General features: G+C 44.5%; 18 protein-coding genes and 1 pseudogene. 7 read left to right on the top strand and 12 right to left on the bottom strand.

Features of this window, described 5'->3' with window-relative positions:
* Positions 1–87: 87 nt before the first annotated feature.
* From gorA to H6F66_RS17350, 4 genes are all read right to left on the bottom strand, one after another.
* Positions 88–1428, bottom strand: a complete 1341-nt coding sequence (gene gorA, locus H6F66_RS17335) for a glutathione-disulfide reductase (protein ID WP_190423566.1) — start codon at positions 1426–1428, stop codon at positions 88–90.
* 214 nt (positions 1429–1642) lie between these two features.
* Complete coding sequence (locus H6F66_RS17340; protein WP_190423568.1) at positions 1643–2038, bottom strand: hypothetical protein; 396 nt, start codon at positions 2036–2038, stop codon at positions 1643–1645.
* 116 nt (positions 2039–2154) lie between these two features.
* Complete coding sequence (locus tag H6F66_RS17345; protein ID WP_190423570.1) at positions 2155–3186, bottom strand: hemerythrin domain-containing protein; 1032 nt, start codon at positions 3184–3186, stop codon at positions 2155–2157.
* Between the two features lie 247 nt (positions 3187–3433).
* Complete coding sequence (locus tag H6F66_RS17350; protein ID WP_190448008.1) at positions 3434–4231, bottom strand: alpha/beta hydrolase; 798 nt, start codon at positions 4229–4231, stop codon at positions 3434–3436.
* Positions 4232–4666: 435 nt separating this feature from the next.
* Here H6F66_RS17350 and H6F66_RS17355 point away from each other — a divergent pair, with 435 nt between their 5' ends.
* From H6F66_RS17355 to H6F66_RS17365, 3 genes are all read left to right on the top strand, one after another.
* The gene (locus tag H6F66_RS17355) at positions 4667–5200 is read left to right on the top strand and encodes an HAD-IIIA family hydrolase (RefSeq protein ID WP_190423573.1); all 534 of its coding nucleotides are present in this window, start codon (positions 4667–4669) and stop codon (positions 5198–5200) included.
* A 15-nt stretch (positions 5201–5215) separates the two neighbouring features.
* Positions 5216–5461 (top strand): hypothetical protein, encoded by a 246-nt coding sequence (locus H6F66_RS17360; protein WP_190423575.1) that lies wholly within the window; start codon positions 5216–5218, stop codon positions 5459–5461.
* 230 nt (positions 5462–5691) lie between these two features.
* Entirely contained in the window at positions 5692–6063 is a 372-nt protein-coding gene (locus H6F66_RS17365; RefSeq protein ID WP_190423577.1) for a nuclear transport factor 2 family protein, read from the top strand.
* 269 nt (positions 6064–6332) lie between these two features.
* Here H6F66_RS17365 and H6F66_RS17370 read toward each other — a convergent pair whose 3' ends face one another.
* From H6F66_RS17370 to H6F66_RS17380, 3 genes are all read right to left on the bottom strand, one after another.
* Complete coding sequence (locus H6F66_RS17370; protein WP_190423579.1) at positions 6333–6686, bottom strand: ester cyclase; 354 nt, start codon at positions 6684–6686, stop codon at positions 6333–6335.
* Between the two features lie 202 nt (positions 6687–6888).
* A complete protein-coding gene (locus tag H6F66_RS17375) occupies positions 6889–7344 on the bottom strand; it encodes a DUF4383 domain-containing protein (protein ID WP_190423581.1) in 456 nt (151 codons plus the stop codon).
* A gap of 98 nt (positions 7345–7442) precedes the next feature.
* The gene (locus tag H6F66_RS17380) at positions 7443–7649 is read right to left on the bottom strand and encodes a chlorophyll a/b-binding protein (RefSeq protein WP_190423583.1); all 207 of its coding nucleotides are present in this window, start codon (positions 7647–7649) and stop codon (positions 7443–7445) included.
* Positions 7650–8376: 727 nt separating this feature from the next.
* Here H6F66_RS17380 and H6F66_RS27790 point away from each other — a divergent pair.
* From H6F66_RS27790 to H6F66_RS17395, 4 genes are all read left to right on the top strand, one after another.
* Positions 8377–8721, top strand: a complete 345-nt coding sequence (locus tag H6F66_RS27790) for a hypothetical protein (RefSeq protein ID WP_199295352.1) — start codon at positions 8377–8379, stop codon at positions 8719–8721.
* Positions 8678–9271, top strand: coding sequence for an alpha/beta hydrolase-fold protein (locus tag H6F66_RS17385; RefSeq protein WP_199295353.1), 594 nt, complete (start codon positions 8678–8680; stop codon positions 9269–9271). The genes H6F66_RS27790 and H6F66_RS17385 overlap by 44 nt, the downstream gene beginning before the upstream one ends.
* Positions 9272–9310: 39 nt before the next feature.
* A complete protein-coding gene (locus H6F66_RS17390) occupies positions 9311–9613 on the top strand; it encodes a hypothetical protein (protein WP_190423585.1) in 303 nt (100 codons plus the stop codon).
* A gap of 78 nt (positions 9614–9691) precedes the next feature.
* Entirely contained in the window at positions 9692–9877 is a 186-nt protein-coding gene (locus tag H6F66_RS17395; protein ID WP_190423587.1) for a hypothetical protein, read from the top strand.
* Positions 9878–9891: 14 nt separating this feature from the next.
* Here H6F66_RS17395 and H6F66_RS17400 read toward each other — a convergent pair whose 3' ends face one another.
* The 5 genes and pseudogenes from H6F66_RS17400 to H6F66_RS17420 form a co-directional block, all read right to left on the bottom strand.
* Entirely contained in the window at positions 9892–11184 is a 1293-nt protein-coding gene (locus H6F66_RS17400) for a hypothetical protein (RefSeq protein WP_190423589.1), read from the bottom strand.
* 340 nt (positions 11185–11524) lie between these two features.
* On the bottom strand, positions 11525–11713 hold the full coding sequence (locus H6F66_RS17405; RefSeq protein WP_190423591.1) for a hypothetical protein: 189 nt from the start codon (positions 11711–11713) through the stop codon (positions 11525–11527).
* Positions 11714–11743: 30 nt separating this feature from the next.
* Positions 11744–12706, bottom strand: a pseudogene (locus H6F66_RS29410) (aldo/keto reductase).
* Positions 12707–13029: 323 nt separating this feature from the next.
* Complete coding sequence (locus tag H6F66_RS17415) at positions 13030–14058, bottom strand: chemotaxis protein CheB (protein ID WP_199295354.1); 1029 nt, start codon at positions 14056–14058, stop codon at positions 13030–13032.
* A 429-nt stretch (positions 14059–14487) separates the two neighbouring features.
* The gene (locus H6F66_RS17420; protein WP_190423592.1) at positions 14488–16080 is read right to left on the bottom strand and encodes a DUF262 domain-containing protein; all 1593 of its coding nucleotides are present in this window, start codon (positions 16078–16080) and stop codon (positions 14488–14490) included.
* Positions 16081–16189 lie beyond the last annotated feature (109 nt).

The following is a 16189-nucleotide window of genomic DNA, read 5'->3' on the forward strand; positions in this document are numbered from 1 at the left end:
GTTGGTGGATATAATAGCGATCGCTCACAAGCATTACTTGTCCACAGGGGGAGTCTCCAAGGTGTGATCGCAGGATTATCGGTAGGATTAACGCAGAGTGAGAAACTCTTCGGCAATTGAAGGATGAATGCCGATGGCTTCATCGAAATGTTTCTTGGTTGCGCCTACGCGGAGGGCTAAAGCCAGACATTGAATAATCTCTATCGCCCCTTCACCGACCATGTGAGCGCCTAGCACCCGATCTGAGTGACTATCTACCACTAACTTGACGAGGGTTTTCTCATCCCGGTTCGTCAGACTGTGTAAAAGAGGGTGAAACCTGGAGCAATAGCATCGTACATCACCCAGTTTTTCATGGGCTTCGGCTTCACTCAAACCAACCGTAGCCGCCTGTGGGTGGGAGCTAACGGTTGATGGAACGTATTCATAGCAAACTGTGTGGGGGTTGTTTCCAAATTGACTATCAGCAAATGCTCGACCTTGAGCGATCGCAACCGGAGTAAAATTAATTCGATTGATACAGTCCCCAACTGCAAAAATATTCGCTTGGGTCGTTTGGTTGTACTCATCCACCACAATTGAACCGCTTTGGAGCTGAATACCAGCTTTCTCCAGACCCAAGCCACTGTTATTAGGGGTACGACATCGAGCAAACAGGACAGTATCCACGCTTAATATGTTTGCGTTTTTTCCTGACAGGATCAAATCCAGCTCATCGCCCACACGTTTAACTTCTTTTACCGCAGTGTTTTCGAGAATCTGAATCCCTCGCTTGGTCATCCCCTCTTCCACCGCTAAGGCAATATCTTTATCAAAAGCAGATAAGATATGGTCTTCAAGAAATATCTGAGTAACTTGGCATCCGAGATTATTCAGAATCCCCGCTAATTTCACGGGAATATAGTTACCGCCGATGACTGCAATATGCTTGGGTTGCTGCTTGAGATTAAAGAGTTGGCTGGAAGTGATGATATTTTCACTTCCCGGTATCTCTGGTTTTACGTCTTTTGCTCCCACCGCAATCAAAATTTTGTCAGCAGTAATTTTGCGTCCTGCAACATCTAAGGTATGAGCATCTACAAAGGTGGCTTTACCCTTAATCAGCGCGACTCCTGCTTTCTCAAGTTTTTGATTGTGTACCTGGCTCAGACGATGGATTTCCCGCTCCTTAGCGGCAATGAATTGCTGCCAATCAAAGGCACATTCGGCTTGATTCCAGCCATAGCCTGCTGCAACTTGAGAATTATCAGAAAACTCAGCAGCAAAGGACATTAGCTTTTCAGGAATACAGCCTCGGATGACACAAGTACCCCCGACTGAATCCTGTTCTGCGATCGCAACACGAGCGCCATAGCCAGCCGCCCGTTCGGAAGCAGCCAGTCCTCCGGGCCCCGCACCAATTACAAGAAGGTCATAATCAAATTTCATAACTCAATCGGCTTATATTTACCGAACTTATGCTAAAGGTTTGTTTCTAAGAGGATGTCTGAAAAGTCATAATCGAGACGCTTCTAGGGTGGAGATCCCCCATTGAAAAGGGGAGCTGGGGGGGATCAAAAATTGTGGCACTTCTGGGACATTCTCTAAGGTTCAATCACCTCTAAGCCTGAATAGAAAGTTTCTTGTTAGCCCTTCTGAATATTCACTCCAACGCTGGTTTATTCTGAGCGTAAGAGTATAGAAATATACTGAAGAGAATCGCAAAAGTAAGGTCAATGACACCTGGAATTAGATAAAGTGGGTGAACATTGCCTATCAAAGTTTGATAAGCCAGCACACCGAAGACAGAATATTGCGCGTAAGCTCCAAGTTTTACAATTTCACGATTACGGGAAATGTCCTGACTGACCCACCAATATCCAATTCCGATCACAAATACCAACACGACAAACAGTTGTAAATACTCAGGATTGGTGAGGGGTTTCTCACCAATCAACTCGCGAATCCATCGGTCAGCAAATAGTAAAGCCAGAGATTCAATCCAATTGATCACCGCTTTGATTTGAAATATATACTTCCACGTCGTCGGATTATTCATAGTTGCACAAATCCCGAAAATGCTTTTTGATAAAAAGGTCTTAGTTGATGGTTAGAAGGGTCAAGATATAGCTAAGTTTTCCTTAGCTATCCACTTCATTTTTGATTAGCTTGCTATTAAGCATTGGCAGCAGCCATCTGGTCTTGTAGCTGGCTTTTAGCCGTTTTGAACTCGGTAGCCATTTGCTTTTGCTGCTCGTGGCTGAAGTTTTCTTTGATTAGGGCGAATACATCTTTTTCTTCTTGATTTATGTGATTTCGCGTCGCAGTTCTTAACTGCTCAATTTTGGCTTTAAACTCAGATGAAGCAGGATCTAGAGGCTTAATTTCATCTAACATCTCCATCACTTCATCGGTTTGCTCGTATATTTCCTGCGTATGTTCGTAATACGGACGAATTGCCGGGTAGAGAACTTGTTCTTCGGCTGTACCATGAACCTTTATATCTTTGTACAGTTGTCCAAAATACTCTTGAATTTTTTGAGGATCGTCAGCACCTAAAATTTCCGCGAATAAGGTATCGGCTTTAGTATGATCCATGCGGAGGAGGTCGCGGATACTCATCTCATCGTCGGTGCGCGTCACCACACTACCAGCAACGCCTGTTAAGGCTGCAACCGCATCTTCAACCCGCGCCCACAGTCCCTGCTTTGCGTCTTGTCCTGTGAGTTCGCGAACACCCAGAATCTCTAGAACCCCTTTCAGTTGCTCTTGATGAGCGCGGTTTTCAAAGTTAACTGCATTTAAAGGAGCGATCGCAGCTTCAATATCAGCACCAACAACTTGAGCAGCTTTGTGGATTAGCAGCCCAGTCATGGTTTGCTTATGCTTGAGCAATTCTTGCTCAAATACTTTTTCAAACAAAGTTAGCTCAGAGCCTTCGATTAATTTCTGAACTTCCTCTATGAGCTTCTGGGTTGTTTCCTTAAGCTCACTCTGGACACCGTACTGAACGATCGCAGTATCGATAACACCCAGGTTTTTGCGATCGCTTTCGAGCATATCCTGTAGGCGCTTGCGAATATCATCATCAGTACAATCCTGAATTAATTTCTCTTCGTTGTTAATCAGCAAATTTTGTAGCGCTTTCATATCCGCCAGTTTTGTGGCAATTGCAAGGCGCTTGGTGTCATCAAGAGTGGATACCATTTTCATTACTCCTTTACGTTATGACCTGCCCCAATAGTTACAACGTCGTAAGATTGCATTTGGGAGGCTCCTTCTCCGGAAGAATCTCTTAGTCTTAAAGCTAAAAAGTATTCAAAATTACAGCTTCATCCTTAGAGCCTGTCTTACCTTGACCGAAGGAATAGTTTTGGGTTAAGCCTGGTTGTTACTATCACTACAACTCAGATTTCATCATTTATTTAATAATCTCGATTGAAAGAACTATTTTTCAAGCAATCCCAGGAGTTTCCATCTTCTCAACTTCAGTTAAAAAATCAAAGATAGTTGGTACAAATCTTTCTGGACGAAACATCGCCCATTCATGATGTTCCCCTTGAGCAGCGATCAGCCTAGCACCTGGGATGCCTTGTGAAAACTCATAAGCTAATTGCACGGGAATAAAGCGATCGCTTCCTCCCCACAAAACCAAAGCCGGAGATTTAATCTGTGGTAAGAGCGGTCGTAAATCCTCGTTGAGTGCAAGCCGCGTGCATTGAATCATATTCTGAGTATTAAATACCCAGTTGTGAAGCATAGCTCGGTAAAATCGCAGCATCGGGATAACTCTTACCTTTGGAGTTTGCATCACCATGTCAATCGATCTCCCAAGTGCCACCTTTGGTAATGTGCCGAGCGGAATTCCCGTACTGTCTGAGATGATGAGGCTACTAACCAAAGATGGTCTTGTGGCGGCTAGGGCGATCGCTATAGATCCTCCCCCTGAGTGTCCGATTGCATGGACTTTTTGAATGTTCAATGCTTCTAGAAAAGAAACGATGCAATTGACATAGCTAGCGGAATCACGAGCGCATTTCGGATAAGTGCATTTTCCAAAACCCGGTAGATCGGGCGCGATCGCGCGATACCGTTGGCACAGAAATTTTAAGCTTTCGCGATAGGGTGCAGTGGAAATTGTCCAGCCATGCAAAAACAGGATGGGATCTGAGTTTGATGCCTCTCCCCCCTCTAAATAAGTCGTCCTGTAGTCTTCTAAATCGATTTGCTTTTCGCTCAAGTCACAATTCACTAAACAGTCCCCTTGCTCAAAGGATTTAGCCAACCAACATCACTTCCGTTTGGTTTACGGGTGACGGGGTTGCTGTCAATACTTCGTCAGCGGAATCAACCAGCACTAATTCCAGCTTGCGCCGCACATCTTCCACTAGCTCAAGTTAACCCTATAGCACTTAATCGATGCCTACCTTCATCTTTGGGATGATTTTAAAAATTTTTTCAGATAATTTGTAGGTGATAAAATGTGCTGATGTCACCGTTTAGATGATTACAAGAAAATAGTTTCTCCATTATTTGTATTTTTAATTACACATTAAATTAATAGTCTAATCATGAGGAAGATAGGCTGATAGGTCGAGCGCCTCAGCAGTGCATACCATTAGCTAGAGGAGAAGCAATGGAGCGCCGTATAGGATGTTAATAAGACAGGGAATTTCATCAAGGAACGATGAGCTTATTACTAATAGACCTAGACGGCACGCTCCGCGAACCACTCAGCGGACATCAACACTTCCAACATCCCAAAGATCAACGCATTATTGCAGGTGCTGATATTGCTCTTCGCACCTACAAAGACGATTGGATTATTGTTGGCATCACCAACCAAGGTGGAGTTGCCGCTGGTCATAAGTCTATGCAACAGTGCATCAAGGAACAGCAATACACGCTTGAGTTATTCCCATTGAGAGAAATCTACTTCTGTCCCGACTTTGAGGGCAGAAAATGTTTCCGCGTCACTCATCACAATGTTCATAACCACAGCCAAACCAAGTGGTCTGGACAGTACCGCAAACCGCAATCGGGTATGTTGCAACTAGCAATGGTTAGACACAAACACACCCCGCAAAATTCTTTATATGTAGGCGATCGCCCGGAAGATGAACAAGCTGCCCAACGGGTAGGTGTAAGCTTTCAATGGGCATGGGACTGGATCGAGCAACATCAAGAAGCGATCGCTCCCAACCTTACACAAGTAAAGTAACAAGAGAGAATACTCATGGAACGAGAGATTACAGATAGCGACGGCATTACCTGGACGTGTATTCAAGCCTATTCTGGGCTTTCCAACAACGCAGAAAAGCAGGATGCGGCTCAGGTTAAAGGACAGGAGGATAGCTACTGGGTAGTCTGTACGCCTAGTGGCGGCGCAAAGTCGGTGCGGCTCAAACTTGAGGGCGAATGGGAAAAATCCTACTCTGATGAGATGTTGCTGGATGAAATTCAAGCACAGCAGGAGGTATGACCACCGCAAAACCAAGTAGTCTGGGCAGTACCGTAAAGCGCGATCGCGTATGTTGCAACTGGCAATGGTCAGACACAAACACACCCCGTAAAATTTGCTGTATGTAGACCATTGGTGGCAAATTAGTTAAGCCTGTATGCCATTTGTCAAGGGGATTTTATAAGGCTAAGCTGAATGTCTCTTGAGAGTAAAAACTAAATTTTCCTCAATGTGTAGAGGAGAAATCTTCAATGGAAAATATCACGATTGAAAACCTGGAAGAAAAACTACGGCAAGCCATGCTAAGCAGTGATGTTGCTGTGCTGGATGAACTGATTGCCGACGACCTGGTTTGGACGATGCATACAGGGAAGGTGGTCAACAAGCAATTCGATCTGGAAATGCACAGCTCAGGAATATTTAGGTTCACTTCGTTGGATATTAGCGATCGCCAAATCCATTTTTATGGCGATTGTGTCGTAGTTACTCTCAAAATGGACGCTGCTGGAATTTACAATGGTCAAGCTTTCTCAGAAAACTTTCGCTTTACTCGCGTCTGGGTACAGCGACAGAACCGTTGGCAAATCGTAGCAGGTCATGTCAGTCAAGTGATTCCTCTTTAATCCAATCCCCTTGACAACTGCCACAAAGGCTTAACTTGTCACCCATGTATGTAGACGAGTTTTTGGCTGGTCTGGATACCTAACAATACCCAGTATTAAGCCGTGGTTTCTAGGTCTAGCACAACAAGGTACATGACTGACGAGTGACTGAGTTCAGCAAGCTGCATTGAACTAGACCAACTAACGAATTGTACAGTTGCACAACTCGAAGCTTACGATATGGGTAAACCAAGCTGCATGAACCAAGTGTGCTTGTCTAGGTAGCCGCGTTAAAAATGGATTTTGCCATTAACCACATGAAAGAAGCCACAGCCACGCAGCGTAAAACTTTTGCCAGTTGGTAGGTTGCCACCAAGCTCGCCTAGAAATGTGCCGCCACCAGTCCACTCGATGATTGCCCAGTCGCCATCCTCAAACAGATTCTCAACGTGCGTGTAATTGTCTGGAAAGGCTTGGAAGAAGGTAACAAAACTCTCAAGCAATGCCTCACGCCCACGAAGAGGATCGCCAAAGGCAACTTGATGGTTCTGTGCGTCTTCATGATAAAGCTCGATAAGGGCGTGAGGGTCACGAGCGTTATAAGCAGCAACCCAGTCTTGGAGAACTTGCTTGGGTGTTTTCATGTTTGGTTCCTTAATGCCAGCTATCATGTAACCATATAAGGCTTCCAACACGTATCTGAGCCACGCGCTAACGATCGCAAAAAAAAGTAGTCCTTGTTAGACTACTTCTGCATCATATAATAAGTGCCAAAGAGCGCAGATGAAAGAATTTTCAACGTAAGCAGCATTAGAACACTTTCTCTGGTTTGAGAAGGTATTCTTGTTACACGCTAGGTTGAGCATTCGATGAACTCGACATACCGATTTCTGCTGACTTCACAAATCCGAAGTAGAAAGCGATCGCAGCAGTAAGGGCATTGAGCCAGATATTATTTCCAAAAAGTGGTGTAAGCCCAAACAGAGTATTTGCAAAAGGCAGCAATCCTAAAATAGCACCTGCTGCATAGAGGAGAGCGAAGATGCGATTGAACACAATTGCTCCGCTTAAGCTAGTAAATGCAGCAATTCCCCAAACACCCACTAAAATGCCAATTGCATTATGAAAATAGTTGGTGGGGAATACACCGAATATATAGCCAAAGCCTGGTTCGGAGGTAAACTCAGGAGAAGCAGTGAAAAAACTAGGCACAAATCCAGCTAAGCCAAGTAACAAGAAAAGGGAACCTAAGCATAGAGCGCTGTAACGAATTGAGGAATCTGAAGATTTTGATGTTTGCATGGCAATATTTTGATTTTCAAAAAATTTAGTGTGGACTAAAAAAGTGTTTTACTGCTGTTAGAGAAACAAAAGACAGCTTGTAACTGACAATTCAAGTTCTAGCGAACCAAGTGGAGTACATCCCGAAGAACGCTATAACCAGCCATATCCCAAAGAAGATAGGCAACAAAACCAAGCATTGCTAGGCGACCGTTCCATAGCTCTTGCTGTGGGTTCCAGCCAAAAATCCAGGCATTGCGATCGGCACCGTTGTAAGCTGGAGCGACCGTAGGGGTTTTAGCAGTATTGATGGTTGAAGTCTTCATAATGAATAGTTCTCAATGACGTTGCTTCAATTTCATGCTATCGAGTAGATTTGCTGGTATTGTCTACCATTAGGATTGCATCCTATCTATATCTAAAGATTGGATTTGTAACGCTCAAATGTTAATATCGGCACAAGAAAAAGTATTCTTAATTTACGGACAACATCTCGATTACTGTTGTTACCTCATCCTACTGATGACACAAGCTATTATGAAGCCAGTTTGTAAAAACGAATACAGTCGCCTTGACTTTACGCTCCTACCTGAGAAAGGCGTTGCAAAAAGCCCTAGCTGTTAATCTTGTTTGGTAGAGACAATAGCCATCGTTATCTAACTTTTAATAACATTTTAAAACCATTATCTGGACTGCGAGCTGTTTTGCTCAGCCGCTTTAGGGGAAAGGCGAACAGCCACCACGCTTCCATCTGAAACATTGCGCGCACTACTACTGCCACGGGAGAGAGATTTGTTGAAATTCTTAATCCCCTGAAGAAGCAAATTTAGATACCCCATCAAGCGACTTATGAATATCAAAAAAATCGCCTCTAGGTTATAGCCGATTACCTGAAAGCTTATCAACCTACAGTTATTTATTTTCGTATTTTCAGATCAGCTTGCGATCACAGTTTCTTGCCGTCCGGCATACCCCCGAAAGCATTTTCCTTTTTTACCTTACAAGGAACGCTAACTATGGCTAATCGAGAACATTTTGCTTATCTAGTGCAAGATGTCATTGGCTCTCATTGGTGCCGGGAGAAAAATTCACTTTTCACAACAGGAGAAGCAAGGGCATCATGCTGAAGCAGAAAACCGACATCGGTTCGCGATTAAGGCGAAGGCACCTACTTGGAATGTTTTTGGTAGGCATCACTGGCGCGATTGGATCAGCCTGTACCACCAAATCTATGGAGAGAATTACATCAATGAGAACAGACAAACCACAGAATCAGGATCAGGCATCTATAAACGGACGCCTGCTGGCGCGACCAACGCAGCCGACGGGAACGGCACCAAGCGGTCTGCAACCATTGGGACTTTCCACCAAGCGCGACGGACTCCTCTACGTGCCTAAAAATTACCAAGCTTCCCGACCCGCACCACTTGTGGTGATGCTGCACGGCGCAGGCGGCGACGCACGCGGCGGTCTGACTCCGTTCCAAAACCTTGCCGATGCCACTGGACTCATCCTGCTGGCACCTGCCTCGCGCCGCCAGACGTGGGATGTGCTGGTCGGTGGGTACGGCCCGGATATCGCCTTAATTGACCAGGCGCTGGCGCAGACGTTCAGCCGCTATGCTGTAGACCCCACGAAGATTGCGATCGCGGGCTTCTCCGACGGGGCTTCCTATGCCCTAAGTGTCGGCATCACCAACGGCGACTTGTTCAGCCATGTCATAGCGTTCTCGCCCGGTTTTATGGCACCCGCTTCACAGGTTGGCGAACCGCGGCTGTTCATCTCGCACGGCACGGGAGACTCTGTTTTACCGATCGATGTTTGCAGCCGTAAGATAGTGCCGCAGGTGCAGCGTGCTGGCTACGATGTGGTTTATCGGGAGTTCGACGGCCCCCACACAATTCCTCGTGCGATCGCAGACTCTGCACTGGATTGGTTCACCACGTAGCGGGGCATTCTCGTAGAATTCTAGATTTATCAACCCTAAATGAACACGAAAGGCACCGTAGTATTCGACATCATCGGCACCTGCTTCAGTTTGGACAAGCCCCGCCAGAGATTGGTAGAGCTAGATGCTCCCCCTCATGCTCTGGAACTGTGGTTTGCCCAAACCTTACGAGATGCTCGCCCTCTCCCATGCAGGCAGCTACCGGACGCTCAAGGTGCTGCCTGCGCTGTGCAAACTGCTTTCATTAATAAGGAAGAGAAGGACTATCTCGGTGTTTACCCGCAACCAGAGATAATCGCTAGTGATTTAGTCGAAGCAGCGAACCGGATCGTGGAGGAATGACACGCCCGTTAAGGTGAATACGGTTGGCTATTGTCAGGAATTTATAAGACTTTCCTCTTCAACTGGTGCTTATCGAGAGTGCCATTGGGCTATTGTGGTACGGATCAAGTATGTGTTGATGTGTTGGGTTTCCTCCGTCAACCCAACCTACAAGATTTGCGATCGCAGACATGGTATAAATGTTGGCAAAAAGCAGATGTTGGATTGACGCAGGAAACGCAATTTACAGGATATGCGATCGCACTAACGCCTAAACTCCCGTAGCAAACAATTCAAATCTATCTCTTCCTTACACTTAATTTCAATAAAATTAGCTGACCCTCATGCTTAACAGCAAGCGTTTGGCTATCTGGACTAAAAACATAACTGTCATATCCATTTTCATCTGGAGTCCAAAGTTCTTGTCCGTCTCGGCTCCACAACCTCAGCCCATCTTTGAAAACACCAGGACTGAAAACACCAGTACCAGGAAATTTACATATAGCAGCAATTATCTGGCCATTAGAGCTAAAAGAAACAGCCTCGCAAGAGTGATGGTCTATATTCTCAAGAATATTCCACAAGGATATTCTAGGCAAAGTTTGAATTCTCTTTCCATCTTCTGCATTCCAGAGCGTTACCCCGCTTGACCCAGCCGTAGCAACTATCTGGTTATCCGGACTCCAACTTATACCCCGACTATAAGACATATCAAGATGTTCAAAGAAATATAGCAGTTTCCCCTGATAATTCCACAGTCTAGCCCCTTGAGGATGCAAGGTTAAGATAGCAGTATTATTTGAATTAGGTGCGACATCGGCAACCATTAAAGTTGATAAATTTCTAAGCAACTTTCCTTCTTGGCTCCATAAGTTTACGTTGCCACTATCGATAGTAATGATTGTTCTTCCATCTGGGCTAAAATTAACGTATTCAAACCAGCCATAACCTTTAGTAGAAACTCTCAAAGGAGTAGTCAGACCGCTTCTCTTAAGAATCTGAAGCTCCTCCCCAGAGCGACTCCAAAGCTTCACCTCTTGAGGACTAAGCGTAGCAATAGTTTGTCTGTCTAAGCTAAATCTGAAAGCCTCAATTGTTTCTTTGTGGTGAAGAGTCTGAATTTCCTCACCGTTAAGATTCCAGAGTTTCACTTCCTTGTTGCCACGAGCAACAATCATCTTCCCATCAGGATGAAAATCTACAACAGGAATATGATAATAATCCTGAGTTATGAAGGGTGATGTCCACAATTGCTTTCCTTGAGTGTTCCACAAAGTCACCCCAGTATTACTAGCAGTTACCATCAGTTGCCCATCTGGACTAAATACGAAACTCTTGATTTTAGCTTTTGTTGTATCAGATGATAATGTCCGAATTTGTTCCGCTTCAAGATTCCATAGAGTCACTTTGCGGTCATTATAAGTAGCAATTATTTTTCCATCTGGGCTAAATAGGAAGCCGTTAATCACAGACTGATGTATTCGCCCAAGCTCAATAACTTTCCAAGTTTCACGAGTTTTAAAGTAAATCGTAGCAGCGATCGCAACTAGCGAAACTATAAATATAATTGAATTTTTTTTACAATTAAGCATTACAACAACACCCGGTTACAACTATAAATTGGTATTAGATTAATACCAATATAGACTTTTCTCGGGCTTGCCTCTGGATTTTTGGGAGCAACTCTGGAATCTTTACGAAAACTTTACCGGAGTGGTGCGATCGCTAAGCTTGCAGTGTATATCAGTGGAATGTAACACATCAGACCGATTTGAAGATAAAGCAATGAGCGATCGCCCCACTCATTTCAAGGTGAATAGACTAAAACATTTGTATCCCAGGAAATCCTGTGCCATAGCGATTAGAAAGTCTAGGCTGATGCACCGCTTTAATCTCGGCCCGAAAGCCTGTCTAACTTCTAAACACCGTCGTTCATTTAGCAGTCTCTTGAACAAAAAAATCAACCACATCCTCCAACGAACCAGTGCGCTTGTACAGGTCACGTTGCCGTGCAGCACCGTTCGCTTGCTGCATCGTTTCCTGTGCGATCGCATAGACTTCATCCCATTCCCCAAATTCTTCGATGGTGTTGATGTCGATTAGCGATCGCGGACTCCGCACTAGACTGGTTCACCGTAGAGTGTTCTGCGATTACGTTGGCATCAGTTGCTGGACGCGCTGTGGCTCCTCTCCCAGCCAATCTAGATTCTGGGCGGTGCTGTCGAAAATTGATGAAGTTTTGAATGGCTCAAACTCGCCGCGTGATGCGGCTTCTGCCGTTTTTGCTAACAGCGATCGCACCTGCTGGTCATTCATTGGCTGGAACGTCCGCACCGTCTCAAACGCTTGATCTAGAATCTCCATGCTGTCAATTCCCATAACCACAACCGATGTAGGTAGATTCAGCGCATAGTGCAGACACTCAATTGGCGTTACCGTATTTGACCGCAACAAAATCCCGTTTGCCATGCTTTTCATGCCAAGAATGCCGATGTCCTGTTTAACCAGTTCTGGCACAACCAGCTTCGCAAAGCTTCGGTAGTGTGCATCCATCACATTGAGGGGCAACTGAGCTGCATCAAATTTAAACCCATAACTGGCTGCAACTTCCAGCATATGCAAATGAATCTGGGGGTCTTTGTGTCCGGTGAAGCCAATATATCGGAGTTTGCCAGCTTCCCGCGCCTCAATTAAGGCGGCATTTGCCCCTTCTGGATCGAAAACTCAATGCGGGTCCTCGAACCGAAGAATTTCATGGTGCTGGACGAGATCGATGCAATCAACCTGCAGGCGTTGCAGTGATTCGTCTAGCTGTCTTGCGGCATCTTTCTTGGAGCGACCGTCAATTTTCGTCATCAGGAATACTTTGTCTCGGTAGCCATCGCGGAGAGCTTTTCCCATGCGAATCTCGCTGACTCCACCGTTGTAATCCCAACTGTTATCCATGAAGGTGATGCCGCGGTCGATCGCAGTGCGAACAATCCGGATACCCAGTTGCTCATCAACATACTTCAATCCGATGTGCCAACCACCCAATCCGATCGCAGAAACCCTCTCTCCTGTGCTGCCAAGAGTTCGGTATACCATTTCTGAGTTTGACGTACTTTGTGACATCTGTTCTCCTTGTTTGGCAGCTATTGCTTAACTGCATATAGCTATGATCAAATTCAAACGCAAGGAAACGTTTACAACATCTTGCTTGAGACACACTAGAACAGAGTATTGGCAATTTAGGAGGTGTGAAGTAGTTGGTTGAGTTGATGCGTTATGCGATCGCTCGTGAAGAGGAGATACCCGACTTTTTTAAAAAGTCGGGTATCTGAACCCCTAACATCTCACAACTCAAATAGAATTGCTTGTAACTCATTTCCAAGGCATTAAATTAGAACCAGGGGAGGCTTTAGATCCATTGATTTCGGTAAGTTTTTGGTCGATTGCTACTCATACGCCTCCGGGTTAGTTACCTTTTCGTGACTTAGCGTTTCGTGGCTCATCAGCGCCTGCCTAACTAGGCTAGCTCGCCTATTTGCTTCTTCGGATTTCTGTAAAAAGCGTTCCGCCATCTCACTATCGTTCGTTTCGCACAGATGTTTAGCCATGTGGCTCATTAACATTTGGCTCTCCTCGATCCCGCGAAGTGTCTTCCAAAGTGAGGCTTCAATAGACTCTGTTACTTCTACAAGCAGAGAATTCAGGGAATAGGCGTGCCCTGTATGGCAACGAAAACGGATATGGTTGCCTTCTTTCATTTGCAGAAGCATCCCGTGGCACTCTGGACAGGTATAGGGAGAGAGCTTCCCAAGCTTCATGATGCCGCTCTCAAAAGCATTGTCTTCCCGCGCCACTTTGACTTCTATGTCCATCTGCTCAGACACCAGATGTTCTCCTTCCTTCTTGACGGCTTCGTTTGTCATATGAACCAATAAAGCGCCCATTTCGGCGACGGGGACGCAGTGATCGACCTCTACCGTTTTCATCGCTTGTATAGGCATGGAAGAGTGAAGTGCATCAAAAGGGTCTTGGACAATCGCTTTCCCGCCTTGCTCTTTCACCGCGTACAGCCCAGATGCCCCATCATCCAGCATTCCAGTTAGAACCACCCCGATCACTTGATTTCCATAGCACCGGGCGGCGGAGCGGAACAATACGTCAATCGAGGGACGAAAGCGATTTTCCTTAGGTCCCTTCGTTACTCGGATATGCCCCGATTCGACAAGCAGGTGGTGATCTGGGGGAGCAACATAAATCCGTCCCGGTTGGATTTCCTCCTTGTCAATTGCATGGGCGACTGGCAAGGGGCAAACCCGATCCAGGATTTGGGGCAACACACTTGGATACGCTGGGGCAATATGCCAAACAATGAAAATAGCAGCCGGAAAATTGGAGGGGAGTTGAGCAACGAGCTTTTTGAGCGCTTCCATCCCTCCCGCCGATGCTCCAACGACGACGATATCAGGCTTTATCACTTATCTTTCTTTACTAAACGCGATTACTTTGCACAATTACTGGTTTTTAGCGAGAGTAGAACGTATCTACACACTCAAGTCCAGTCCTTTGTCAATGGTAAAAATAGTAGGTCGTATCATCTTGTAAGCTAACAGCAAAAACTTATAGGCTGCTTGCTCTTGTTCTTTTCTTCCAGCTTAACGAAACTCGCCTTTGTATAGCAGAGGAAAAAATGGTCGCTAAAAGCAACTGTCTTATGATTGGTCAATCTAGGCAAAGTTCTGCGTCCGCCGACAATGGCACCTGCGATCGCAGGATGTTGCAGCGTATGAGCGATCGCTAATTTACCACCGTTTTAATGGTTTCTATCGCGATCGCCATTATTACTACCTGATATCCGCACTTCAAAATTACTGATCTGAGTGATAATTTTAATGAATGTACTATGGTTAACTCAGGGAATCCTGAATCAATTTCTTAGCAAAAATTGCCAGTAATTTTGAACGTTGATTTAAAAAATCTTGGAAGTCATCATTAAATGTATTTGATGGACAGAAGGAATGGCTTAAAATCTCATTTAAGGAATCTCCGTCAGGCATTAGTTTAAGATACTCTGAAGGCTTTTTACGACCAATTTTTTTATTTTCTGACGTACTCAAAAAACAGAGATTAGCTAGACAATTAATACTACTTTCTGAGAACCCGTTATCCTTCAGATACGCTCTGGGATAAACGTGATGAAACTCTGTTTTATTGTACTTTTGCAGAACTCTATCTAAATCAACTGAAGAACCAGACAATAAAGATTTTGGATTGTTGTTAGCAAGAAGCAAAATAAAAGTTTTAGTATTGGCATTCTTGAAGCTAAACTGATTGATCTTGAAAAATTTTTCATTAACATTACATGAAAATTCGCCCAGCTCACTTATTTCACCATTTTTTAGTTTGAATACTTCTTTAATATCGCCTATAGTAGTCTTTCTGGTTTGACTGCTATATCTACCCGTGAAGCACGATCTCCAGAACCATTTTGTCAATCTATCATAAACTTTTGAGTCATAAGATACTTCTTTGCCATCAGGCTCTGCAAAGAAAACAGCCAGAGGAATTATCAGCGCTGAGTATGGTAGATTCTTGAGCGCTGCAATCTTTAGTTGCTTTCTCATAAAATCAATAGCACCCAAAATTCCATTTCTTACTTTTGGAAATGCTGCTCGAACCTGCTGACCATTCAATTCCAGTAATTTATCCGGAGTAGGTTCCTCTTTCAAGATAGCTGCGGCACACCTCAAAATAAGATCGGAATCTTCACCAACTTCAGAAAATCCGAATTCTTCGAGGTCTTCCTTTAGCTCTCTGAAGCTCTCTAACAAGTCAAAATTTTCATTCCACGTCCATGCAGAGAGTAACTGGAGAGTATCTAGTGCTACGCCCAACCTATTTATTCGTTCAAATACAATTGCAACAGTGGCTCTATTGTCTGTCTTGAGAACTTGGATAGGAACAGACACTTCCTTAAACTTCTCTTGTAATTTATCTAATCGTCTGATTTGTTCATTATTAAATTGAGCTGTCGCTTCTCTGTATTTAACAGAGTCAAATAAAACGTTTAATGGAAAGTGCTTTTCTGGAATTACCTGGTTGTCCTGTAGAGCAAGGAATTGGCTTTCTTGTACATTTTCATCTGCTTCAAGGTCGAAATATATATCAAGCCATCCATTATCTAGAGTTGGTTCTAGTTCAGTCTGAAACACAGAAAATATTGATGTGAGCCTTTGTTGACCATCTAGTACATAGTCTATCGGGTAATCTTCTCTAGGATCTGGGAGTTCAAAGTGACCAAGTTTCTTTTCTATGGCAAGCTTAGACTTAGTTCTCCAGAATAGTAACGAACCAAAGGGATATCTCTTATAAATACTGTCCATTAAGTACGCAACGTTATCCATTTTCCAGACAAAACCACGCTGAAAAGCAGGAATTCGGATGCTGCCACTATTTACCGAATCCAGCAATTGCCGAATAGAATATGGTTGGTATTCCATAATTTGATGTTCTCTAGTTTTCAGCGGCAAGTATAACACTTATATTTGATTTCCCCTCCGGATCTTTACTCCCTTGTCTGCCCTCTCCAGCCAAGCAATCAGTTATCGA

The organism is Trichocoleus sp. FACHB-6 (genome assembly GCF_014695815.1).
Classification (GTDB): Bacteria; Cyanobacteriota; Cyanobacteriia; order Cyanobacteriales; family FACHB-T130; genus Funiculus; species Funiculus sociatus.

Coding starts and splice junctions, on each gene's coding strand:
- gorA (WP_190423566.1), bottom strand. CDS start 1,428: ATGAAATTTGATTATGACCTTCTTGTAATTGGTGCGGGGCCCGGAGGA.
- H6F66_RS17340 (WP_190423568.1), bottom strand. CDS start 2,038: ATGAATAATCCGACGACGTGGAAGTATATATTTCAAATCAAAGCGGTG.
- H6F66_RS17345 (WP_190423570.1), bottom strand. CDS start 3,186: ATGGTATCCACTCTTGATGACACCAAGCGCCTTGCAATTGCCACAAAA.
- H6F66_RS17355 (WP_190423573.1), top strand. CDS start 4,667: ATGAGCTTATTACTAATAGACCTAGACGGCACGCTCCGCGAACCACTC.
- H6F66_RS17360 (WP_190423575.1), top strand. CDS start 5,216: ATGGAACGAGAGATTACAGATAGCGACGGCATTACCTGGACGTGTATT.
- H6F66_RS17365 (WP_190423577.1), top strand. CDS start 5,692: ATGGAAAATATCACGATTGAAAACCTGGAAGAAAAACTACGGCAAGCC.
- H6F66_RS17370 (WP_190423579.1), bottom strand. CDS start 6,686: ATGAAAACACCCAAGCAAGTTCTCCAAGACTGGGTTGCTGCTTATAAC.
- H6F66_RS17375 (WP_190423581.1), bottom strand. CDS start 7,344: ATGCAAACATCAAAATCTTCAGATTCCTCAATTCGTTACAGCGCTCTA.
- H6F66_RS17380 (WP_190423583.1), bottom strand. CDS start 7,649: ATGAAGACTTCAACCATCAATACTGCTAAAACCCCTACGGTCGCTCCA.
- H6F66_RS27790 (WP_199295352.1), top strand. CDS start 8,377: ATGTCATTGGCTCTCATTGGTGCCGGGAGAAAAATTCACTTTTCACAA.
- H6F66_RS17390 (WP_190423585.1), top strand. CDS start 9,311: ATGAACACGAAAGGCACCGTAGTATTCGACATCATCGGCACCTGCTTC.
- H6F66_RS17400 (WP_190423589.1), bottom strand. CDS start 11,184: ATGCTTAATTGTAAAAAAAATTCAATTATATTTATAGTTTCGCTAGTT.
- H6F66_RS17420 (WP_190423592.1), bottom strand. CDS start 16,080: ATGGAATACCAACCATATTCTATTCGGCAATTGCTGGATTCGGTAAAT.